This window comes from Providencia sp. M-27, from assembly GCF_011077905.1.
In the GTDB taxonomy this organism is placed as follows: domain Bacteria; phylum Pseudomonadota; class Gammaproteobacteria; order Enterobacterales; family Enterobacteriaceae; genus Providencia; species Providencia huaxiensis.
In genome coordinates this window covers 19230-40966 of record NZ_JAALBT010000008.1, presented here as the reverse complement: position 1 = coordinate 40966, position 21737 = coordinate 19230, and the positions used below count along the sequence as shown (strand labels likewise).

The window sequence follows — 21737 nt, the reverse complement described above, 5'->3', positions numbered from 1 at the left end:
CGATTCAAAATTCTTTCTTTTATTGTCAACTAAAATCCTGTATCTTCCCCTAGCTTATCGTGAGAAATGAGAGTTATATCGACTTTTCACCTTAAAAGCACACCTTTTACAATAAATTCATTCTGTATATAGGTGATTCTATAATAATGTATGTTAAAAATATGTTTCACATATTCATGTTAACATATCAATAACAATTGACACTCGAGCGCACGGCTTGGTGTTTTATATCATGCACAACCTCTCAAGAGAGTATTTATGGGAGTTCACAGATGAACAATTCTGCGACTAAAACAAAAACTTTTTTTGGGCATCCATACCCATTGAGTTCGCTTTTCCTCACAGAAATGTGGGAACGCTTCTCTTTTTACGGAGTTAGACCGTTACTTATCTTATTTATGAGTGCGGCATTATTGCAAGGCGGGATGGAATTACCCATTGAACAAGCCTCCGCTATCGTTGGTATTTTTGCAGGTGGAGTTTATATCACCTCATTACCCGGCGGTTGGTTAGCCGATAACTGGTTAGGCCAACGTCGTGCTGTTTGGTATGGCTCATTAATCATTGCGTTTGGGCATTTGTCTATCGCAATGTCTGCATTTTTATCAAACACCTTCTTTTTCGTTGGGTTATTACTCATCGTATTGGGTACAGGGCTATTTAAAACCTGTATTACAGTAATGGTAGGAACCCTGTATAAGAAAGAAGATACACGCCGTGATGGCGGTTTCTCCCTGTTTTATATGGGAATTAACATGGGTTCATTTATTGCCCCGTTGATTATTGGTCCACTTCATGAAAAGTATGGTTGGCATTTAGGTTTTGGCCTTGGTGGCTTAGGCATGTTAATTGCGCTGCTAATCTTCCGTTTTTACGCCATTCCTCAAATGCGCCGTTATGATAAAGAAGTTGGTCTTGATTCCACATGGAACCGCCCAACGGTTGAGCGCAAAAATGTAGGGAAATGGGTGACCTTTGCCATGGTGTTATTAGCCATATTGGTTGTCTTGATTGATAATGGTACTATCCCATTTAATGCCTCAATAATCGCGAAAAGCTCTGCTTATGTTATCTCGACCTGTGTGGGCATCTATTTCTTATTTATGTTCTTCCTTGGCGGCTTAACCAGCAGTGAACGTTCTCGCTTACTAGCTTGCTTAATTTTACTAGTTGCAGCCGCATTTTTCTGGTCAGCCTTTGAGCAAAAACCGACTTCATTTAATATCTTTGCTCGTGACTATACTGACCGTCAAATGGGCAGTTTTGAAATCCCAACCATTTGGTTCCAATCAATCAATGCGCTGTTCATTATATTATTAGCGCCAGTATTTAGCTGGTTCTGGCCTTCGCTGGCTAAACGTAATATGAACCCAAGCAGTATGACCAAGTTCGTGATTGGTATCTTATTTGCTGCTGGCGGCTTTGCTATCATGATGGTAGCGGCAAACCAAGTGCTTGCAACACAAAGTGGCGTTTCACCTTTCTGGTTAGTTGGCAGTATCTTATTACTGACATTAGGGGAACTGTGCTTAAGCCCTATCGGGTTAGCAACAATGACCTTACTTGCGCCACAAAAAATGCGCGGCCAAGTGATGGGGTTATGGTTCTGTGCGAGTGCATTGGGTAACCTTGCTGCGGGCATCATGGGCGGTAACATCCGTAAAGACCAATTAGATTCCATGCCTGAGCTCTTCTCTCACGTCTCTATTGCGCTGGTTATCTGTGCCATTGTATTGGCAGCGTTGATTATCCCTGTTAGAAAAATGCTTAAAAATGCAGACAAAAATGAAGCAAATGCTTAATAACGCTCATTAATTGTCCTCTATCCGGTAGCAGCTCACTCGCTACCGGACCTCCTCTGCGTCATTAACTCCCTAATAATTTGCTTATTATATTTCATAGAATAGGCGCTATACTGCTCTCTCACCGTCCCATAATGACTTTAGGAAATCATTCAATGAGCCTATCCGCCCCTATTTACTATGTTGATGCCTTCACTGATACCCTTTTTCACGGTAATCCTGCTGCGGTTGTGTTACTCGATAACTGGCTACCAGATGAACAGCTCATTGCTATTGCCGCAGAAGTGAACTTATCAGAAACCGCATTTTTAGTCGGTCGTCATATCCGATGGTTCACCCCTAAAGTTGAAGTAAAACTGTGTGGTCATGCAACACTTGCCGCTGCCTTTGTGTTAAATCATGTGCTCCAACAAGATATTCATCCTTTAATATTTAATTCTCTATCCGGTGAGCTAGTTGTGACGCAAAATGGCCCAGGATTTACTCTGGATTTCCCAATACTAGGATCCGTACAAAACGACCCAAACCAGTACCCACACCTCGCCGACATCCTTGGAGTTAAAATCAAAGAGCTTTGGATAGCGAAAGACCGTTACCTGTGTTTTCTTGAAAGTGCACAGCACGTTCAAGACTGTCAGCCGGATATGTTAAAACTTTCGCAGCTTTCTCTTCCTGGATTAGCAATTACAGCAGAAAGTGCTAATGGCGACTGTGACTTTGTTTCTCGCTATTTTGCCCCAGCAAAAGGGGTAGATGAAGACCCTGTAACCGGTACCTCACATTGTGCTATCGCGCCAATATGGGCAGACCGGCTGAATAAATTGCAGTTAGTTGGCCAACAAATTTCATCACGCGGAGGAGTAGTTCAATGTGAGCTGACCTCTGAACGAGTAAAATTAACAGGTAAAGCCGTCTTATTCCTAACAGGTGAAATCCACATTTAAGATTAAAAATCAAACAAGTAGAAACAGAATCATTTCTATCCTGTCTATTCTTCTATCCAAATAGTGCCAGCGCCAGTATTTTTCTTGAACATTATTACTCTTGAAATAGTGGCGCCCATTTCATATCCGAAAAACATTTTTAACATTTAATTAAAAATTTTAATTTCAACCCAACTTAGTTTACAATTATAATTATTATTAAAGATATAATTACAATTATAAATATTTCTAATTGAAGCTTTGGTCAATTGTGAAAAACTCATTCGATATAAGGAACTTAATAAGATGGCTATTACTAGAAGAAAATTTTTGATTGGTGGTGGCGTTGTTGCCGTTGCTGCAGGAGCCGGAATTTTAACTCCAATGTTAACTCGTGAAGGTCGATTTGTGCCTGGTAAGCCACGACATGGCTTTGTTGCAGGAACTGAAGGCTCTCTACCACAGCAAGCTGACGTCGTTGTTATTGGTGCTGGAATTCTGGGGATCATGACTGCAATTGAGCTGGTCGGGCGTGGTTTAGATGTTGTTATTGTTGAAAAAGGTAACATCGCAGGCGAGCAATCATCCCGCTTCTACGGCCAAGTTATCACGTATAAAATGCCAGATGAAACGTTCTTACTACACCACTTAGGGAAACAGCGTTGGAGAGAGATGAACGCGAAAGTCGGTGCAGATACTAGCTATCGTACTCAAGGTCGCGTTGAAGTACCATTTGATGAAGAAGATCTTGTCAACGTTAGAGAGTGGATTGATACTCGCAGTAAAAACGTCGGTTCAGATATTCCGTTCAAAACACGTATTATCGAAGGTGCTGAGCTCAACCAACGTTTGAATGGTGCACAATCTAAATGGACTATCGCTGGTTTTGAAGAAGACTCTGGTAGCTTAGATGCTGAAATTGCGACCTTCGTCATGGCAGATTACGCCAAAAAATTAGGTATAAAAATTTATACTAACTGTGCAGCTAGAGGCTTAGAAACCCAAGCAGGCGTCATTTCTGATGTCGTCACCGAGAAAGGGGCTATTAAGACTTCGCGTGTTGTTGTCGCAGGTGGCGTATGGTCAAGGCTGTTTATGCAAAACTTAGGTGTTGATGTCCCAACACTGCCCGCTTATCAATCTCAGCAACTGATCACCGGGTCACCAACTGCACCGGGGGGTAACGTTGCTTTACCTGGCAATATTTTCTTCCGTGAACAAGCTGACGGCACCTACGCAACATCTCCACGTGTGATTGTTGCCCCTGTTGTTAAAGACTCCTTCGTTTATGGTTATAAATACATTCCATTGCTGTCTATGCCTGATTTCCCTGTGCATATTTCATTAAATGAGCAGTTAATTAATTCATTTACCGAACCAACCAGCTGGAAGTTGGACGAAATTTCACCTTTCGAAAAACACAGAAATATGACGGCATTGCCTGATTTACCTGAGTTGAATGCATCATTTGAGAAATTAAAAACTGAATTCCCTGCATTTAAGGATTCTAAACTTATTGACCAATGGAGTGGTGCTATGGCCATCGCACCTGATGAGCATCCAATTATTTCTCAGGTTAATGAGTATCCGGGCCTTGTCATTAATACTGCTACAGGTTGGGGAATGACAGAAAGCCCAGTTTCTTCTGAGCTCACGGCTGACTTGTTACTGGGTAAAGAGCCATCATTGAATGTTAAACCATTTAGCCTATACAGATTCAGCTAAACTGGCTTGTAAAACTTGCTCACAAAAACCCTTCAATTTGAAGGGTTTTTTTATTGCCTATTGTGTCTTTATTACATAGTATTCGAAACTTAAATCAAATGGAGTGATTATGAATAAATTACTATTAACAATAGCGATTTCACTATTAAGTACCACTGCTTTCGCTGAGAAAAGTTATACCGTAGAGCAATTAGAGGACATGATTGCTAACAACAATAAACCACAAATTGCAGTGCCTGTTTTAGATGGTTCAATTGCAAAAAACGATTTTCCAACCTGTAAGTCAGGCTTAATCGAGTGGCTTGATGGTGTTGAAAAATACCCTATTACTGTTGAAAAAGATGTTGATGGCGAAGATTTTTCTGCCACGATTTGGGCTGAGTCTAAAGCATTTTTAGTTTCTTGCGTTAAAAGTGGCAACAATGCAAAAGCTGTTCGTATGAGCGCAGAGTATTTAGATAATTAATTTCATGCCTCACTTATAATTTAAAGGCTCATAATTTGAACTCAGAGCCTTTAATATTACCCTTCTGATTTTAGCTACAGCTGATATTCTCAAAAACTTCCCCTGCCGGAACGATTCACTTCACATTTATTGCTGAATTAATTTGAAATGAGTATTACACTTAGCCTTTAACATTATTGCTTTTAACAATTACGAGCATACTAAGTAACAATTGTAAGGTAGACCATGAGTTCCATCGCTGACGATGTTATCGCACAAAAAATAGAACAATCCATTTCTCGCGTCTCTAAAGTCGTATTTCCAACAACAACGAACCACCATAGCACCCTATTTGGCGGTACTGCTCTCGCTTGGATGGATGAAGTTTCTTTTATTACCGCAACGCGTTTTAGCCGTAAGCGCCTCGTTACCGTATCAACTGAGAAAATTAATTTCACCCACCCAATCCCTTCAGGCACTATTGTTGAATTGGTCGGTAAAGTCATTCGAGTCGGAAGAACCAGTTTAACGGTTAATGTATCGATTTTTTTAGAGGATATGTATTCTGATGGTCGTGAAGAAGTGATACATGGCCAATTTAATTTTGTCGCCATTGATGACAACGGTAAACCTACTCCATTATTTGAGTCATAAGCTTTTTTAAGCCATTAACGGGCAGGTTTTTATCATATTGTTAAGGTGTGAGCTCTGTAAATTTCAATTCACACCTTTCTAATACATATGCACCACTCCTTATTTTATTTACTTTCCTCACCTTTAATGTGTTTTATATCGATAATTTATTCGTATTAAATGTCTTTTAAAAATAATCTTCTAAAATAAAACTTATCTATTAATATTTTATTCTCTTATCTTTAACCTCCTCATATGATTTCAAATCATTTTTTTATTAATATCTTGTAACAACAGATACATAACATTACTAAAAGACATTAAACTTCATACTCAAATATATTGTCTTTTTTATTATATATTGATATTTTTCAATTAAAATCGTAGAGTATGGGAAGTTACTAATTACCCTAAAAATGCGTAAAAACACACAACGTATTGCTTGTTTTATATTACGTATTTTGATGTAGTTTTTTTTATATAATATGCTTTACTTTGTTGACAATAAGTCTCATTGAGACATTGTATTAAAAACAGAAAAATACAACGCTAATATAAGATATCAAATCATGCTTAGAATTCTCTCATTTATTATTTTATGTGCCTTTTCAATTAACCTGAGTGTCGCCGCAGTTCCCAAAGAAGCCATTAAACGCATCGAGCAAGAGGCACAAAAAGGGGATATAAAAGCACAAGTCATGTTAGGAATTGGCTATTACCTTGGGAATGAGCTGAAACAGGACTATGGTAAAGCAAAGAAATGGCTAACAATGGCATCGAATAAAGGCAACTCCGATGCTCAGTTGTTTTTAGGTGATATGTATTTAAATGGTAATGGTGTTGAAGCCAACCTTGAAACGGCTATGGATCTATTCGAAAAATCAGCGAATAAAGGCAACGTTGAAGCCCAAAACTACATGGGGCAGTTTTACTATCAAGGTATTGGTGTAAAACAAAATTATATTATTGCTTTTGAATGGTTCAAAAAATCTGCCGATAAAAAGTTCCCACCAGCACAATACCAAGTCGGTAAGATGCTAGAAAGTGGTGAAGGCGTTGAAATAAATGAAAAATCCGCGGCCGAATATTTAGCTCAAGCCTGCAAAGCTGGCTTAAAAGAAGCTTGCGTAAAAAAATAAACCTATCCTAATATTCCCTGCATTTTGCCTGATATCATTCATTGTAATGACATCAGGCTTCTCTCTTTTTTTGATGAAAAATCTTATTACCGCTACTTGCTCACACCCTTTGCCCAATAAATCCATTACTATTAATAATCGAATTCACAATGTATGATATTGTTCTAAACTTATAATATAAAAGAAAAAGGGAGATATTATGTACAAGACAATTTTAGTTCCTATCGATGTAACCGAAGATGCCCTCACTAATTTATTAGTGCCTCATGTTAATTCGCTACAAAAATTGAACGATGCAACAGTACACTTTCTTGCCGTAACCGCACCAATTTCAAATTATTTACGCTACGGTGGCACAATCTTGCCAGGAGACTTTCCTGATGACGAAAAGCAAGCTGAAATTATTCTGACCGAGCTAAAAGAAAAAATTAAATTATTTGATATCCCTGCAGATAAGATACAGGCAAAAGCAACCGTCGGTTCTGTTAAAGACGAAATTCTCGCGACAGCAGAAGATATTAACGCTGATATTATTTTACTCGGTTCACGCCGCCCAAGCATGTCAACCTATTTGCTCGGTTCGAATGCAGCCTCAGTAGTTCGCTATGCGAAAACTAGCGTATTAGTTGTTAGATAATAAGGGCTAAAGTTACATTTACAGCTAAACCAACGCATTTTACAAATAAAAGGCTTAGTCTTAATGATTGTTACAAAAAACAGCAAAGACATACACTTTATAAGGCTATTTTCTCGCTAATTTAGAGTAAATTAAAGGCTCATAAACATTTTCGTGATTTTCACGCCCTGCTTTTTAGCAGGGTTTTTTTATGCGATAAAACTGTTCAGTGGCTTAATCTAAAACGCTTAAAAGGAATACCGTCAAAATCAACAATAGCCTCTTCAGTAAAACCATAACGCAAAATCGCTGATATTTTCTTACGCGTTAGCGGTAAGTGAATTGTAACGGACTCAACCTTCAGTGATGTAAAAGCTTTATGAATTATATTATTAACAATGTATTTTCCCTTTCCCCAAAACTTGGGATGCAAAACTAAAGCTAAATCCGCGTCACCCGCTTCATTTTGTAACCCTCCCCAGCCTGCAAACTGACCATCAATCATAATGGCCCATACGCCATAGCCATGTTGATCCCAATGCTGCTCTTTTCCTGCAACCCACTCACAGCAGGCTTGCTCATCAAAAAGATGACTGCCTAACGGCATATGTTCAAGCACAGCAGGGTGAGTATTTAATGCGATAAGATCTGCAGTACCAATTTGGTTTAGTTGAAAAAACTGAATAGACATAGTGAGCGTTTTATCCACATAACATATTAATAAACCGAATATATAATTTAACTATCTTCCCAAAAAATGATGCCCCACTCAAGTTAGTCGGGCATCAACACCCCGTTATTACTGTTCTAAGGCTGTCGCCATGACTTTTTGGAAATCTTCCCAAGAACAATAACCGCTTTTATCTATTGGGCACCCTTTTAACTCTAATGTGACATGCTTAGGAGGTGTTTGTAATGACAAATATGTATTATCCCTAAGCTGATCTGAGGTTTGATAAACATATTCTACTTTCATAAAATCTTTATTAGCTTGTTTGTCCGTCCAACGTTGAAACACTAATTTCCCTCCAATTGGGGTGTGCTCATACTGCTCTGGTAATTGATATGGTTTAAAATCCATAGCTGACATCAACGAAGCAATATTTGAATCATGACCGACTAAGAATATAAATTTTGCAGTTTCTCCTTTATCGACAGAAACAAAGCCTTTATCAATATAATTCAGTATTGGATGAGCCACATTCTTAGCAATAATTTTTGGCGTAAACAACGTTTCTTGGTAAGCATTTTTTAACGTATTCAGTTTTTTCCATTTTTCAGGGGTATCCACAAGCCCCCAAGCCACATCATTAGCCGGAAAACCTTCATAATATTGCAGATCAATAGCGTCTACAGCTGAATTCGCAATTTTTAATGGGCCACTGACGCCCGGTTCTTTTTCTGCTTCAATAATAAAATTATTTTTTTGGCTGTTTAAATTACACAGTTTATCTGTTTTACATTTTTGGGAGTCTTTAATATTCAGAACTGTATCCAATTCTTCATAACCCGCTGTAAGCGATAACCCGTTAAAATATTGCTCCATCTCCGCAAGTGCCTTTTGCTTAAATTCAGGGGAGCCATTCGTAATAATGGGGTTAAAAACAGGATCCATTTTGCCAATTTCAGGCTGATGATGAATACTCACCTTGCATCCAGGAAATGCACCTGCCGCAAAAAATTGGGCGGTTGCTATCGTTCTTTGTAGACTATTCGTATAAAGGTACACATCCTCATTGCTCGTTGGGCACAGTTCATCTGCAAGTAATTTATTTTGATCGATCCATTCCCTAAAATAATGCCCCATATAGACTTCAAGTGCGCCTCCTTTCGTTGTGAGATAACCACTTTGCGCATCCCAAGCAGGCCATTTTTTATCAGTCACTTCAGTAAGAATACCGGTATTTACGATAGGTGTACGTAAATTATGGCGGCTAAGGACTAAAACTTGGTCCAAAATCATATCTGATTCGGTGCCTGTATTGGCTAATACAGGTGCAATTGGTGTTAATAGTGCCGTAGATAAACAGAGAGTTAATAATTTATATTTCATTAAGATACCCCTACGATTAAATTAACAAAGAAAAGTACTTTATCGCTATATTAAATAATTGGCGAAAAAATTACGCCGTAGCTAGTCTAATAATGAAGTAGTTAGCTTTTTTTTCTGCGATAAATATCTCAAAAACAACCTTAACGTAAATTTAAAATAAGCGATTGACATAAAAAAAACAAAAGCTAAGATTTCCAGTTAATACATGGAGATAATATAATGATAGTCCAAAGTGCCACACGTGCACACGATGATGATATTATTCGTGTTTGGGAGTCTTCAGTTAGAGCTACCCACCATTTTTTAACTGAAGAAAAAATTGCGGAGCTAAAAGTTGCTATCAAACAGCTTTACTTACCGCATTTAGCTGTTTTTGTGGCATTTGATGACACAGGCAATATGACCGGTTTTCTAGGCTGCGATAAACACCGCCTTGAAATGTTGTTTATTTCTCAAGAAAGTAGAGGCCAAGGTACTGGGAAAAAACTCCTTCAATATGCCATTGACACGTTAGGCATTACTGAACTGGACGTTAATGAGCAAAATCCTCAAGCCATCGGCTTCTATCAGCACATGGGTTTTACACAATATGCACGTTCTGAACTAGATGGCGAAGGTAATCCGTTCCCTATTCTCCATATGCACCTTAATAAAGAATAATCGTGAAAATCATTGAATTAGAAACTGAACGTTTACGGCTACGTGGGTGGCAAGAAGAAGATAAGCACCCACTTTACCAAATGAATAGCCATCCCGATGTCATGCACTACTTTCCTTCTGTGCTAAATGAACAGCAAAATGCACAATTTATGGAAACCATCATAGATAAATTCGCTCAACAAGGGGGGTGGGGATTATGGGCTGTAGAATTAAAATCCAATAAACAATTCATTGGGTTTATCGGTTTAAATATTCCCGCCGCTAATTTACCTTTTTCCCCTTGTGTTGAATTAAGTTGGCGCTTGCATCCCAACTATTGGCACCAAGGCTATGCGACTGAAGGGGCTCACGCAGCGATCAAATTTGCATTTGAACAACTAAAACTAGAAGAGCTTGTTGCGTTCACCGCGGTGGTCAATTCTCCATCAGAATCTGTTATGAAAAGACTTGGAATGATAAAACATCCAAATAACTTTTATCACCCTGCACTCCCTGATGGCCATTGGTTGCAAGAACATGTGCTATATCGATTAGCGACTGACAACCGTTAGTTTGCCACAATGAAATTGCTCACAATTCATGCTTATTTACACCCAATAAAAAACCGCTGCCATGCTTAGTCACACAACAGCGGTTTCGCTAACCTAAAAATAAATTATTTTTTACTTTCAGCTTCGGCTTTGGCTTCTTTCGCTTCAACATCGCGGTACCAACGAGGGTGATGTTTTCTCGCCCAACGGCGGCTAACTTTCCCTTCGATCATTCCGTTGATTGAACCTTTAACCCAAAATGCCATGTACATATGAATTAAAATGGCATGGATCAAGACAATCGCAGCAACAGCGTGGATCAACAGCCCCCAACGCACCATCCACATTGGGAATAAATGTGCGAAATAAGGGCGCCAAATAATAATACCGGTGACCAAGAGCACAAAAATCAGGCTCATGATACTCCAGAACATCATTTTTTGACCGGCGTTATATTTACCGACATCAGCCACTTCATGTTCGTTACCTTTGAGTACTTCAACAATATTTTTAATCCAAGGTAAGTCTTTCTTATCTGGAATATTGTGTTTTACAAAGCGAACAAACATAAACATCAGCACGACGAAAATGAGTACACCGAAGAATGGGTGTAAAATCCGTCCCATTTGTGGTGTACCAAAGGTTTCCGTCAACCATTTCAGTGTTGGGAAAAATAACGCGATCCCCGACAAAGCAACCAAGAAGAAACTGATGACAACCGTCCAGTGACACGCGCGGTCAATAAACTTAGTCCGCACAATCATTTTGCTTTTCTTACTCATGGTCATCTTTCTCCTCTTCATCACTCACTTCTTTGTTCGGACCAATTCCCACATAGTGGAAAATCAACCCTGCAAAGGTCGCGATAAATCCAACGACAGAAAGTGGTTTCAAGATGCCCTGCCACAGATTGATTGGCGTATCAATTTGTGGGTCTTTAGGCAGGCCATGATACAGTTCAGGTTTGTCAGCATGGTGAAGTACATAAACAACATGTGTACCACCAACGCCTTCAGGATCATAAATTCCCGCTTGCGCATAACCCCGATTTTGCAATTTCGTTACGCGCTCTGCACCGTATTCCAACATCTCTTTTTTCGTACCGAAACGAATAGCGCCTGTTGGACAAGTTTTCACACATGCTGGCTCTTGGCCAACACTCACCCTATCAACACACAAGGTACACTTGTATACTCGATTATCTTTCGGGTTTAATCGAGGAATGTTGAATGGGCAACCTGCGATACAATAGCCACAACCAATACAGTGCTCTGATTGGAAATCCACAATACCATTTGCGTACTGAATGATTGCTCCTGCTGATGGGCAAGATTTCAAACATCCAGGATCGGTACAGTGCATACAGCCATCTTTACGGATCAGCCATTCTAGCTTGCCCATTTCAGTGGTTTCGCTAAAACGCATCACCGTCCACGATTTTGCACTTAAATCCGTAGGGTTATCATAAACCCCAACGCAGTGGCCAACTTCGTCACGGATATCATTCCACTCAGAACATGCCACCTGACAAGCTTTACAGCCGATACAGGATGACACATCGATGAGCTTACAGACTTCAAGCTTATCATCACGCGCTTGTGGCGGAGGCGTAATGCTATTGGTCGCGGAACGTTTAATAATGTCTTGAGATTGCATGGACATGTTCCCTCCCTTACGCCTTCTCAATGTTAACTAAGAATGCCTTATACTCAGGTGTCTGAGAGTTAGCATCGCCGACAGACGGCGTTAACGTATTGGTGATAAACCCTTTTTGAGTCGCGCCTTCAAAGCCCCAGTGAATCGGTAATCCAACAGTTTCAATTGGTTTCCCATCCACCATCAGCGTTTGTAATCGAGGAGTGACAACCGCAACTGCTTTGATAAACCCACGCTTACTACTGACTTTGACCTTATCGCCTAACGCAATTCCTTTGGCTTTCGCTAGTGTTTCGCTGATTTCAACAAATTGCTCTGGCTGAGCAATCGCGTTCAAGCGAGCATGCTTGGTCCATGTGTGGAAATGCTCTGTTAAGCGGTATGTGGTTCCTACATAAGGGAAATCTTTGTGGTCGCCAAGACGTTTCTTGTCTTCATCAAAAATTCGCGCCGCTGGGTTAGAAACCACATTCGGGTGCAACGGGTTAGTGCCAAGTGGTGTTTCAAATGGCTCATAATGCTCAGGGAATGGCCCTTCTGCCATCTTATCGATAGCAAATAAACGACCTAAACCTTCTGGTTGCATGATGAATGGCCCTGTTCCTACTTCAGGTGCAGAAGCATTGAAGTCAGGAATATCATTACCGACCCATTTTTTACCATTCCACTCGATAAGCACGCGGTCTTTATTCCACGGTTTACCTTGGGTATCACAAGACGCACGGTTATAAATCACACGGCGGTTCAGAGGCCATGCCCATGCCCAACCCAATGTGTTACCGATACCGGATGGGTCGCTGTTATCACGATTTGCCATCTGGTTGCCTTTCTCAGTCCAGCTACCGGTGTAAATCCAGCAAGAAGAGGCTGTTGAACCATCGGCTCGCAATAAAGCAAATGAGCTGAGTAATTCACCTTTTTTCGCTTGTAAATTGCCGTCAGCATCATAAAGATCAACCAGTGCAACACCGTTGTTTTCTTTCGCCACTTCTTCTGATTCAGGATGGAATTGTTGTTTATAATTCCATTTCATTTGCATCAGAGGATCTTGGCCTTGGCCACCTTCTTTCTCATACAATTCACGGATCTTATACAGAATTCCGGTCAAGATTTGGCCATCATTACGCGCTTCGCCTGGGGCATCTGCGGCTTGCCAGTGCCATTGTAACCAACGGCCTGAGTTTGCTATCGAGCCATCTTCTTCCGCAAAACAGGTCGATGGTAAACGGAACACTTCGGTTTGAATCGAAGCCGTATCAACGTCATTCATCTCACCGTGATTTTGCCAGAAATTAGCCGTTTCAGTGACTAATGGGTCTACAACAATCAGGTATTTCAATTTACTGAGGCAACTAACCACTTTGTTCTTATCAGGGAATGAAGCCACTGGGTTAAACCCTTGACAGATATAGCCAGTCACTTGGTTTTTGCTCATCATGTCAAAATACTTCATGACATCATAAGCTTGGTCCCATTTAGGTAACCAGTCATAACCCCATTGGTTTTCTGCTTGAGCTGAATCACCATAGAAAGACTTCATCAAACTCACGAAGAATTTAGGATAGTTACTCCAGAAATTCACCTGATTTGGTAATGTCGCTTTTGGTGTATTCGCAGTCAGGTAGCTATCAATGTCTTGATGCTTTTCAGAAGGCAGCGTCAAGTAACCCGGTAAACTGGTTGATAGTAACCCTAAATCTGTCAAGCCTTGAATGTTCGAGTGCCCGCGCAATGCGTTCACACCGCCACCCGCAACCCCCATGTTACCTAGCAGTAACTGGATCATAGCCATGGTGCGAATGTTTTGTGCGCCAACAGTATGTTGTGTCCAGCCTAATGCATACAGAAAAGTCCCAGCTTTATCTGCCGCACTTGTTGTGGCTAAAATTTCACAGACTTTCAAGAAATCGGCTTTTGGCGTTCCACAAATTTGCTCAACGATATCAGGCGTATAGCGTGATACGTGTTTGTGAAGTAAATTCCACACGCAACGTGGATCTTGTAATGTGTCATCGCGCAATGCGTGACCATTTTCATCAAACTTATAGTTCCAGCTGGTTTTATCGTAACTACGCTTATCAGCGTCATAACCACTAAATAAACCATCGTTAAAGTCAAAATCGTCTCTAACAATCAACGATGCATTGGTATAGTTCTGAACATACTCAGCATTGATTTTTTGGTTTTCAATCAGGTACAGCAAAACGCCCGATAAAAAGGTAATATCGGTTCCTGAACGGATAGGGACATAATGGTCAGCAACTGATGCAGTACGCGTAAAACGCGGGTCTATGACAATCAGTGTGGCATCATTGTTATTTTTCGCTTCAATTGCCCAGCGGAACCCAACAGGGTGTGCTTCCGCAGCATTACCGCCCATAACGACGACAACATCGGCATTTTTGATATCAACCCAGTGGTTGGTCATCGCACCGCGACCAAATGTTGGAGCAAGACTTGCTACCGTTGGTCCGTGTCAGACACGCGCTTGGTTATCAACCGCTAGCATTCCTAGCGATCTGGCGAATTTTTGCGTCAACATTCCCGTTTCATTACTAGCAGCTGATGCACAAAGCATCCCTGTTGATAACCAACGGTTTACAGTTGTTCCTTCCGCATTTTTTTCAATGAAATTCGCATCGCGATCATCTTTCATTAAGCGTGCAATGCGTGTGAAGGCATCATTCCAACTAATGCGTTCCCATTTATCAGAGCCTGACGCTCTATATTCTGGATAACGTAAACGATTTTCGCTTTGGATATAGTCGAGTAGGCCAGCCCCTTTAGGACATAAAGCACCACGGTTTACCGGGTGGTCTGAATCACCCTCGACATGGAATATCGCGGATTTAGCATTCATGGCGCCATCGCCCATGCTATATATTAGTAATCCACAACCGACAGAACAGTAAGTACAAGTATTACGCGTCTCTTTAGAGCGAAGTAATTTATATTCACGTACATTAGCTATTGCCATTCCAGGCATAAAACCTAACGCAGCTACAGTTGTACCTGCCATCCCGCCAGCGCAGATTTTAAAAAACTTTCTGCGACTAACGTTCATTGCTACCTCTTTATATTTTTTGTATAAATCGATGAGAGAATAGCAGCCTAATATGATTAGATATTGCCTAAAATCAATGAAAGTGAAAATAAAAGTTTAATTAATATTAACTGAGTAGTTAAACATCAATTAAAATTACTACCAATAGAGTATTTATTGTTAAATTGATTTAGATCAAATGTTACATTTTAAAATATTTTAGTTAAATGCAGTTTTAATTAACATTTCATAAAAGAGAATAGTTTAATTTCGTAAAACAATAACCCTTACATTTAATTTAAAATTCAAATGTGGATCTAGCATTTATTTGATGAAATAAACATAAAGAGATAATGCTGTAGCCATCTTAGTCCCCTCATTATCTTAAAATAAATAATTAAATTTTTAAGATAATGAGATAACATTATCATCTATTCCCAACCACTAATAATGATCCCAGCCCCTACAAGTACAACCAGAGCACCCACCCAATCAGTCACAGTAAGAGAGACACCATCAACCACTTTCAGCCAGACTAATGCTGTGACAATATATATCCCACCATAAGTTGCATAAATTCGTCCGCTCGCTTCTGGGTGTAATGTCAGCAACCAAACAAACAGCATTAAACTTAAGGCTGCAGGAATTAATAACCAAGCCCCACCTTGTTTTTTCATCCAAAGATAAGGAAAGTAACAACCTGCAATTTCAGCCAATGCTGTAATAAAGAACAAACCAATAATTTTTATCGACATAAAATCCCATTCAAAATAGTGCCCATAAATTTCACCTTTATATTAGCAATTTTAACACTCACTGTTATGCATTTTTAACTAACATCAGTGAAATTCGCCTTGCAATCGGTAAGACAAAAAATACGGTCGGGAAAGCAATCATCCAAGAGAGCATCCACGAACTCAACCAAGGAAAAAACACTTCGCTGGTGAAGCCCAAGGCTCTTATCGTACTAATCAGCGAAACAATTCCACTCATGACAAGGGATAAAAAGAAAGGAACAAGAAAAATCATTGCACGAGCGGGTAACTTGGGAATACCTAAAACATAATTACGGTCTTGATGTGACATAAAAACTCCAAGGTTGGCGGGCACATAAAGCACTATATCACCCGTATTATTACACTTTCATTCATTATTATAAGCTGTAAAACAATTCGAATAGGTACCATATTATGATTTCAGGACATGTATTTATAGCAACCAGCTTAGACGGTTATATCGCCCGAAAAAATGGTGATATTGATTGGCTACAATCCTTCGACTCAACAAATGAAGATCACGGATATCATGATTTTATGAGTCATATTGATGCTATCGTTATGGGACGTGGTACTTATGAAACACTCTCTCATATGACCCCTTGGCCATATGAGTTGCCAGTTATAGTGCTTTCTTCATCATTAGCCAGTCTGCCAATCCCTGAACATTTAATTGGCAAAGTTCGCTTCCTCAATCACCTCCCCGAAGAAGCCATGGCTCTATTAGAAAAAGAAGGACATCAACATATTTATATTGATGGCGGGCAAGTAGTTCAATCATTTATAAACAGCGGGTTAATCAATAAACTGATTATTACACGATTACCTATATTACTTGGCAACGGGCGCTCACTATTTGGCCCAATACAACAAGATATTCGCCTAAAACATATCCAAACCATTACCTTCCCATCCGGCTTTGTACAATCACACTATGAGATTTAATGAGTTAAAAGGGAAAAGTGGTATTCCACCGCTCCCCTCAAGGATGCTTAAAGCCAATTTTTGATTTTATTAGTTAATTGTTCTCGCACAATATCATTAAGAAAACTTGCCTCTAACGCGTGCACATTACACTGAATAAAATCGTCAATAGTCCAGTTAAAAACCTTGTGTAATAACTGGTATTCTTGATTTAGTGTCGTATTCGCAACTGTTCGCGCATCAGTGTTAATATTCAGCCTTACACCACGTTTCTTTAATTCGTTAACTGGGTGTACTTGAATACTGTCAAAAACATTACAGGTAATATTACAGCTAGGACAAACTTCAAGTAATATCTTATTAAGCTTTAACCGTTCGATTATTTCGTCACTTTCAATACTTCTTACGCCGTGTCCAATACGGGATACTTTTAGTTTATCGAGTGTTTCAAGCACACTTTCATACCCTAAAGCTTCCCCTGCATGAGCAATCACATGGCCACCACATGAGCGAACATAATCAAACGCAGCTTGATGGTTACTCAGTGTAAACCGAGCTTCATCTGCAGCTAAATCTAATGCAACAACATTACGGCCTTGATAATCAATAACTAATTGGGCCGTCTCCAAGCTTTGTTGCTCCGTAAAATGGCGTAAGGTACATAGTATTAGCCTAGCTTCGATAGCGTACTTTTCTTTGGCTTGTTCCATGGCGTCCAAAACAACTTCGACTACTTCTGCACTTTTCAGTCCTTTTCTAAGATGTAACAACGGAGCAAAACGTAGCTCAACATAAATAACATTATCGTTTTGTAGTTGTTCAAATAAATCATTTACTGCAAGAGAAATTGCCATTTTAGTTTGTAAAATATCAAGTTGTGGCTCTATACACTTTAAAAAATCACCTAGATCTTCACATTTTTCAGGCGCAATAAATGCGCTAGCAAATTCGTTAAATGAAATGGATGGGTTAGCTTGCTTTACATAGTGAAAACTTAAGCAAGTGTCTAAATGCACATGTAATTCGACTTTAGGCATTAAATTTATCTTTTCATGCATATCATCAGTACAGCCAACTTTATTCGATAATTGTTCTTTCATGTATATCTCCTTCTATTGAATATCACCTAAACTAACAGTTCATCAATAGATAAAAAAAGGACATACGTCCTTTTTTACACTTGCGAATCTATGCCATACTGCTCATTGTAAATACACACATTGATAGAATAAATAATGAAAAAAATTATCTCTTCTGAAAAAATCAAAGAATATTTTACTCTCTATCAGCTTGATAAAATTCTGACTGAAGAAACAATAAAGTCAGCAAAATTTATTAAAATCAGCTCATCTGAATACTTAATGTCGCAAAATGATACAATTAAATTTATCTACTTTCTTTTAGAGGGAAAACTACAAGTTGAACGCTATGAAATAAATGGCGAGCATGTTGTTTTTTCATTTGAAAATGCGTTTTCAGTTATTGGTGACTTAGAATTATTTCAGAGCAATGATGCCAAAAATACCCGTATTTACAGTACGATACAGGCAGTCACTGATTGTAATTTACTCGCATTTCCACTACAAATTATTCAAAAGAAAGAACTTAACTCCCCTATTTTTTTACAATTTATATGTCAACATCTTAGCAAAAAGCTTTTTAACGCATCGCAGCTACACTCTTCTTCTGCATTTTCTGTTGAATATAAATTAAGACGTTATTTAGTTTTTGCCGAAAACCAGTATGGATCTGAATTTAAATTGGAAAATCGCGATTCAATAGCCGCCATGCTTGGTGTGTCTGTCAGGCAACTAAACCGCACATTAATAAAACTAGTTGAAGGTAAGCTTATTGAGCTTAAAGGTAAAAAAATTAAAATTATTAACCTAAAAAAGGTTAACTGACTGAAAGTGAATTACAAAAGGCTGCCATAACAGCCTTTCAACAATTTTTACTATTTCTTAGTTGCCAAAATAACACTGGAAGCTTTGATAATGGCAGTTACTTTACTTTTAACATTTAATCCCAACTCTACGGTACTATTATTTGTTACCACTGCAGATAATAAAGTTCCCGCACTGGTTTTTAAATTTACCACAGAATTAACGCTCCCTTTTTCAATGGATTCAATCACGCCATCAAATTGATTACGAGCAGAGAAATTATATTCTTCAGCGTTGGACACAAGCACAACCCAAGGTGCTTTTATTACTGCCGTTGCCACTTTACCTTTTTCTAAACCAAGTTGTTTGGTACTATTTTTAGTAATCACTGCCGCAATACTTTCACCATTGCCTAAATCGAGTATAACTTCATCATTTACCGCTCCCATAACAATGGACTCAACAACACCTGAAAGTTGGTTTCTTGCAGAAATAGCCATTAAACATCTCCTATACTTTAATAAAATACGACTTCAGTAAGATTATTTTTTAATAATTTAATACTATTGCCATTTGAATTAAGATTCAAAACAAAAATCGCATTTATAGGCAATATGCTTAGCGTTATAGTCGTATTTAAAATTACTTACTCCTTCATTTCATATAATAAACAAAGGAGTAACTTAAACTGATTACGGCATAACTGGAGCCAGTGTTGGCTCGCGCCTATCATTAAAAACGTTCCCAAAACGAGAACTTCCTTGGTTCCATTCCTCAACTGCGGTATGAATATCAGCTTTAGTTCGGCCAATAAAATTCCACCACATCAACACAGGTTCATTTAAAGGCTCACCACCCAGTAATAAAATATGGCTATCTGTGGCGAGTTCTACAGAAACTTCAGTTATATTTTTGCCTAAATAAACTAATTCATTACTATTAACATGCTGCCCTTCAATAACAGCACTGCCACTTACCACAAAAATACCGTATTCAAATTCAGAGCGTAACGTTAAAATTTGTCGAGCGGATTTCTTCGCAACAATATCGAGCCCGATCAACGAAGAAAATGTTAATGTTGGTGCTTTATAAGTTCCATATTCCCCAACGAGTAAATTGAAGTATGTTTCACCTTCAGACCAACGTGGCAATATAGGATAATGGTCAAAACGAGGGGCAATATCTTTAACTGCTTCAGGTAAAGCAATCCACAATTGCACTGCATGTAACTGGCGACTCTCTCCATGGGTATCTTCAGAATGGCTGATCCCATGACCCGCTGTCATTAAATTGACCTGCCCTGGCCGAATAACCTGTTCATAGCCAAGACTGTCTCGGTGTAATACCTCACCTTCAATCATCCAAGTGAATGTTTGTAAAGCTGTATGAGGGTGAGGTGATACCTTCATCCCCTCTGAATCGCCTTTAAAAACCGTAGGCCCTGCATGGTCAAGAAAACACCAAGCACCTATTAGTCTCCGCTCTCTTGTCGGTAAAACTCGTGCAACAGGAAGCCCACCAACATCTTTCGAACGTGCTGTAATCAACTGTAAATCAGGTATTTTATCATTATGTTGAATACTCATGCTTACCTCATCAGTAATTAACAGATATTATTGGCGGATATCACTGTATTCAGGTGTTCTATCGAATATTGCTTTTGCAAAAGGGCATAATGGAATAATTTTTCGCCCTTCTTCTCTCATTCGCTCAACAACCTTAGCAACTAATCGCTTTGCAATGCCCTGTCCTTTTAAGCTTTCATCAACCACTGTATGGTCAATAATCACTAAGTCGTCACCAGTATAAACAAAAGTTATTTCGGCAAGGCGCGTTTGCTTGTCATCAGATAAAATAAAAAAGCTATTGTGATTGGATTGGATATTCATCATAAATAACGCCTCTACGTTAAATCAATTTAACTTAGAGTATGTGAGGTATGCTGAAAAGACAATATTCTTCAATTGTCGATGTGATCCAAATATTTTGAAGTTAAAATAAGAATAAAGTGAGAAAAGATGCTGCGACAGCGCTTAACTAGAGACTAAATTTAGTTTAACGCTGTTTTCAACTAGTTCATTAATGTGATGCACATTAATTGTCAGAAAAATTACTTATCACCGTATAGGTTAATGAATTTTCTGAACTATCGATAATTTTTAATTTTACATTTCGATAAGAAATAATATCGCTATTCTTAAGGTTATACTGAATATTATCTCCAAATCCTTGATTCTCAATATTTGAACCTATTCTCTGATAACTAACATCGACAACCTTGTCATTTATCCCATTGAAAATTAAGGCTTGTTCAAATGAATCACCATCAGAATTATTTAGTTTTACCTGTTCGATTTGTGCTTTATCACTACAAACAGCGACATTAACATCTGTCACGATACAGATCTCATTAGGACCAGACCCTTTTTTAATTAAAAGTGAATTCCACGGTTGCCCTAAAACCTCAACAGTGACCGAGCCAGAATCAACGATTTGGTCTGGCATATAAAAATCGCCTTTATCACTTGAACCCACTTTCTTGAATACACCGGGGATAATTTTGTAAGCCAAATCTATCTGTACTGGGTTTAATACTTTAATTCCGTCTATTTCACTAATATTGCCTTCTCTTACTAAGGGTTGCCCTACTGTAATATGGTTGACCTGGCCTATTTTAGGTTCACTGATTTTTTGTGAGTCAGGGACATAGTTATACTCAGTTACCGCACACCCAGATAAAGAAGCAATACAAAAAGCAGGAATTAATAATTTATTCATCTTGATAAATCCATGGAGTTAAGATACTAAATAATATATTTATAAAACAGTTACAACAAGTTACTATTTGTATCCTCTGATACACATCAAACCTTTGGTTTATCATTCCGTTTGAATTTTTCTCTACTTATATTGAATACTAAAAAATACT

23 protein-coding genes are annotated in these 21737 nt (G+C 38.8%); 11 read left to right on the top strand and 12 right to left on the bottom strand.

What is annotated here, in order from left to right; all coding sequences use genetic code 11:
- Positions 1–272: 272 nt before the first annotated feature.
- From G6Q48_RS12855 to G6Q48_RS12825, 7 genes are all read left to right on the top strand, one after another.
- Positions 273–1802, top strand: a complete 1530-nt coding sequence (locus tag G6Q48_RS12855) for a peptide MFS transporter (protein ID WP_102139547.1) — start codon at positions 273–275, stop codon at positions 1800–1802.
- Between the two features lie 155 nt (positions 1803–1957).
- Positions 1958–2746: a PhzF family phenazine biosynthesis protein gene (locus G6Q48_RS12850; RefSeq protein ID WP_166266841.1), complete on the top strand. Its 789-nt coding sequence runs from the start codon at positions 1958–1960 to the stop codon at positions 2744–2746.
- 285 nt (positions 2747–3031) lie between these two features.
- The gene (locus G6Q48_RS12845) at positions 3032–4450 is read left to right on the top strand and encodes an NAD(P)/FAD-dependent oxidoreductase (protein WP_102139545.1); all 1419 of its coding nucleotides are present in this window, start codon (positions 3032–3034) and stop codon (positions 4448–4450) included.
- Between the two features lie 109 nt (positions 4451–4559).
- A complete protein-coding gene (locus G6Q48_RS12840) occupies positions 4560–4916 on the top strand; it encodes a hypothetical protein (RefSeq protein WP_102139544.1) in 357 nt (118 codons plus the stop codon).
- Between the two features lie 225 nt (positions 4917–5141).
- Complete coding sequence (locus G6Q48_RS12835) at positions 5142–5549, top strand: acyl-CoA thioesterase (protein ID WP_004255881.1); 408 nt, start codon at positions 5142–5144, stop codon at positions 5547–5549.
- Between the two features lie 548 nt (positions 5550–6097).
- Positions 6098–6667: a tetratricopeptide repeat protein gene (locus G6Q48_RS12830; protein WP_125890762.1), complete on the top strand. Its 570-nt coding sequence runs from the start codon at positions 6098–6100 to the stop codon at positions 6665–6667.
- Between the two features lie 199 nt (positions 6668–6866).
- Positions 6867–7304, top strand: coding sequence for a universal stress protein (locus G6Q48_RS12825; protein ID WP_102139541.1), 438 nt, complete (start codon positions 6867–6869; stop codon positions 7302–7304).
- Positions 7305–7509: 205 nt separating this feature from the next.
- Here the strand turns inward: G6Q48_RS12825 and G6Q48_RS12820 are convergent, their stop codons facing one another.
- Both G6Q48_RS12820 and agp read right to left on the bottom strand, forming a co-directional pair.
- On the bottom strand, positions 7510–7974 hold the full coding sequence (locus G6Q48_RS12820; protein ID WP_166266839.1) for a GNAT family N-acetyltransferase: 465 nt from the start codon (positions 7972–7974) through the stop codon (positions 7510–7512).
- 108 nt (positions 7975–8082) lie between these two features.
- Positions 8083–9336, bottom strand: a complete 1254-nt coding sequence (gene agp / locus G6Q48_RS12815; protein WP_166266837.1) for a bifunctional glucose-1-phosphatase/inositol phosphatase — start codon at positions 9334–9336, stop codon at positions 8083–8085.
- A 219-nt stretch (positions 9337–9555) separates the two neighbouring features.
- On the opposite strand from agp, the gene G6Q48_RS12810 reads away from it, so the two are divergent.
- Complete coding sequence (locus tag G6Q48_RS12810; protein WP_166266835.1) at positions 9556–9996, top strand: GNAT family N-acetyltransferase; 441 nt, start codon at positions 9556–9558, stop codon at positions 9994–9996.
- 2 nt (positions 9997–9998) lie between these two features.
- On the top strand, positions 9999–10547 hold the full coding sequence (locus tag G6Q48_RS12805) for a GNAT family N-acetyltransferase (RefSeq protein WP_207393036.1): 549 nt from the start codon (positions 9999–10001) through the stop codon (positions 10545–10547).
- 104 nt (positions 10548–10651) lie between these two features.
- Here G6Q48_RS12805 and fdnI read toward each other — a convergent pair whose 3' ends face one another.
- The 5 genes from fdnI to G6Q48_RS12780 all read right to left on the bottom strand — a co-directional run bounded on the left by fdnI (position 10652) and on the right by G6Q48_RS12780 (position 16311).
- Complete coding sequence (gene fdnI, locus G6Q48_RS12800; protein ID WP_125890756.1) at positions 10652–11308, bottom strand: formate dehydrogenase-N subunit gamma; 657 nt, start codon at positions 11306–11308, stop codon at positions 10652–10654.
- Complete coding sequence (gene fdxH / locus G6Q48_RS12795) at positions 11301–12188, bottom strand: formate dehydrogenase subunit beta (protein WP_004909723.1); 888 nt, start codon at positions 12186–12188, stop codon at positions 11301–11303. Before fdxH ends, fdnI begins: the two co-directional genes overlap by 8 nt.
- Before the next feature lie 10 nt (positions 12189–12198).
- A complete protein-coding gene (fdnG, locus tag G6Q48_RS12790) occupies positions 12199–15246 on the bottom strand; it encodes a formate dehydrogenase-N subunit alpha (protein ID WP_166266833.1) in 3048 nt (1015 codons plus the stop codon).
- Between the two features lie 410 nt (positions 15247–15656).
- The gene (locus G6Q48_RS12785) at positions 15657–15980 is read right to left on the bottom strand and encodes a YnfA family protein (RefSeq protein ID WP_102138525.1); all 324 of its coding nucleotides are present in this window, start codon (positions 15978–15980) and stop codon (positions 15657–15659) included.
- 64 nt (positions 15981–16044) lie between these two features.
- Positions 16045–16311, bottom strand: coding sequence for a DUF2798 domain-containing protein (locus G6Q48_RS12780; protein ID WP_166184867.1), 267 nt, complete (start codon positions 16309–16311; stop codon positions 16045–16047).
- A 104-nt stretch (positions 16312–16415) separates the two neighbouring features.
- Here G6Q48_RS12780 and G6Q48_RS12775 point away from each other — a divergent pair, with 104 nt between their 5' ends.
- Entirely contained in the window at positions 16416–16946 is a 531-nt protein-coding gene (locus G6Q48_RS12775) for a dihydrofolate reductase family protein (RefSeq protein WP_166266831.1), read from the top strand.
- A 47-nt stretch (positions 16947–16993) separates the two neighbouring features.
- Here the strand turns inward: G6Q48_RS12775 and add are convergent, their stop codons facing one another.
- Complete coding sequence (gene add / locus G6Q48_RS12770; protein WP_242685813.1) at positions 16994–18025, bottom strand: adenosine deaminase; 1032 nt, start codon at positions 18023–18025, stop codon at positions 16994–16996.
- Between the two features lie 135 nt (positions 18026–18160).
- On the opposite strand from add, the gene G6Q48_RS12765 reads away from it, so the two are divergent.
- Positions 18161–18829, top strand: a complete 669-nt coding sequence (locus G6Q48_RS12765) for a cyclic nucleotide-binding domain-containing protein (RefSeq protein ID WP_166266829.1) — start codon at positions 18161–18163, stop codon at positions 18827–18829.
- A 50-nt stretch (positions 18830–18879) separates the two neighbouring features.
- Here the strand turns inward: G6Q48_RS12765 and G6Q48_RS12760 are convergent, their stop codons facing one another.
- The 4 genes from G6Q48_RS12760 to G6Q48_RS12745 form a co-directional block, all read right to left on the bottom strand.
- Complete coding sequence (locus tag G6Q48_RS12760) at positions 18880–19308, bottom strand: TOBE domain-containing protein (RefSeq protein WP_166266827.1); 429 nt, start codon at positions 19306–19308, stop codon at positions 18880–18882.
- 192 nt (positions 19309–19500) lie between these two features.
- Positions 19501–20394: a pirin family protein gene (locus G6Q48_RS12755; RefSeq protein ID WP_166266825.1), complete on the bottom strand. Its 894-nt coding sequence runs from the start codon at positions 20392–20394 to the stop codon at positions 19501–19503.
- A gap of 27 nt (positions 20395–20421) precedes the next feature.
- Positions 20422–20697: a GNAT family N-acetyltransferase gene (locus G6Q48_RS12750; protein WP_166185345.1), complete on the bottom strand. Its 276-nt coding sequence runs from the start codon at positions 20695–20697 to the stop codon at positions 20422–20424.
- Positions 20698–20902: 205 nt separating this feature from the next.
- On the bottom strand, positions 20903–21586 hold the full coding sequence (locus G6Q48_RS12745; RefSeq protein WP_102138518.1) for a hypothetical protein: 684 nt from the start codon (positions 21584–21586) through the stop codon (positions 20903–20905).
- Between the last annotated feature and the right edge of the window lie 151 nt (positions 21587–21737).

Coding starts and splice junctions, on each gene's coding strand:
- G6Q48_RS12830 (WP_125890762.1), top strand. CDS start 6,098: ATGCTTAGAATTCTCTCATTTATTATTTTATGTGCCTTTTCAATTAAC.
- G6Q48_RS12835 (WP_004255881.1), top strand. CDS start 5,142: ATGAGTTCCATCGCTGACGATGTTATCGCACAAAAAATAGAACAATCC.
- G6Q48_RS12855 (WP_102139547.1), top strand. CDS start 273: ATGAACAATTCTGCGACTAAAACAAAAACTTTTTTTGGGCATCCATAC.
- G6Q48_RS12755 (WP_166266825.1), bottom strand. CDS start 20,394: ATGAGTATTCAACATAATGATAAAATACCTGATTTACAGTTGATTACA.
- G6Q48_RS12775 (WP_166266831.1), top strand. CDS start 16,416: ATGATTTCAGGACATGTATTTATAGCAACCAGCTTAGACGGTTATATC.
- G6Q48_RS12810 (WP_166266835.1), top strand. CDS start 9,556: ATGATAGTCCAAAGTGCCACACGTGCACACGATGATGATATTATTCGT.
- G6Q48_RS12765 (WP_166266829.1), top strand. CDS start 18,161: ATGAAAAAAATTATCTCTTCTGAAAAAATCAAAGAATATTTTACTCTC.
- G6Q48_RS12745 (WP_102138518.1), bottom strand. CDS start 21,586: ATGAATAAATTATTAATTCCTGCTTTTTGTATTGCTTCTTTATCTGGG.
- fdnI (WP_125890756.1), bottom strand. CDS start 11,308: ATGAGTAAGAAAAGCAAAATGATTGTGCGGACTAAGTTTATTGACCGC.
- G6Q48_RS12825 (WP_102139541.1), top strand. CDS start 6,867: ATGTACAAGACAATTTTAGTTCCTATCGATGTAACCGAAGATGCCCTC.
- G6Q48_RS12820 (WP_166266839.1), bottom strand. CDS start 7,974: ATGTCTATTCAGTTTTTTCAACTAAACCAAATTGGTACTGCAGATCTT.
- agp (WP_166266837.1), bottom strand. CDS start 9,336: ATGAAATATAAATTATTAACTCTCTGTTTATCTACGGCACTATTAACA.
- G6Q48_RS12750 (WP_166185345.1), bottom strand. CDS start 20,697: ATGAATATCCAATCCAATCACAATAGCTTTTTTATTTTATCTGATGAC.
- G6Q48_RS12850 (WP_166266841.1), top strand. CDS start 1,958: ATGAGCCTATCCGCCCCTATTTACTATGTTGATGCCTTCACTGATACC.
- G6Q48_RS12785 (WP_102138525.1), bottom strand. CDS start 15,980: ATGTCGATAAAAATTATTGGTTTGTTCTTTATTACAGCATTGGCTGAA.
- G6Q48_RS12840 (WP_102139544.1), top strand. CDS start 4,560: ATGAATAAATTACTATTAACAATAGCGATTTCACTATTAAGTACCACT.
- fdxH (WP_004909723.1), bottom strand. CDS start 12,188: ATGTCCATGCAATCTCAAGACATTATTAAACGTTCCGCGACCAATAGC.
- G6Q48_RS12760 (WP_166266827.1), bottom strand. CDS start 19,308: ATGGCTATTTCTGCAAGAAACCAACTTTCAGGTGTTGTTGAGTCCATT.
- G6Q48_RS12845 (WP_102139545.1), top strand. CDS start 3,032: ATGGCTATTACTAGAAGAAAATTTTTGATTGGTGGTGGCGTTGTTGCC.
- add (WP_242685813.1), bottom strand. CDS start 18,025: ATGAAAGAACAATTATCGAATAAAGTTGGCTGTACTGATGATATGCAT.
- G6Q48_RS12780 (WP_166184867.1), bottom strand. CDS start 16,311: ATGTCACATCAAGACCGTAATTATGTTTTAGGTATTCCCAAGTTACCC.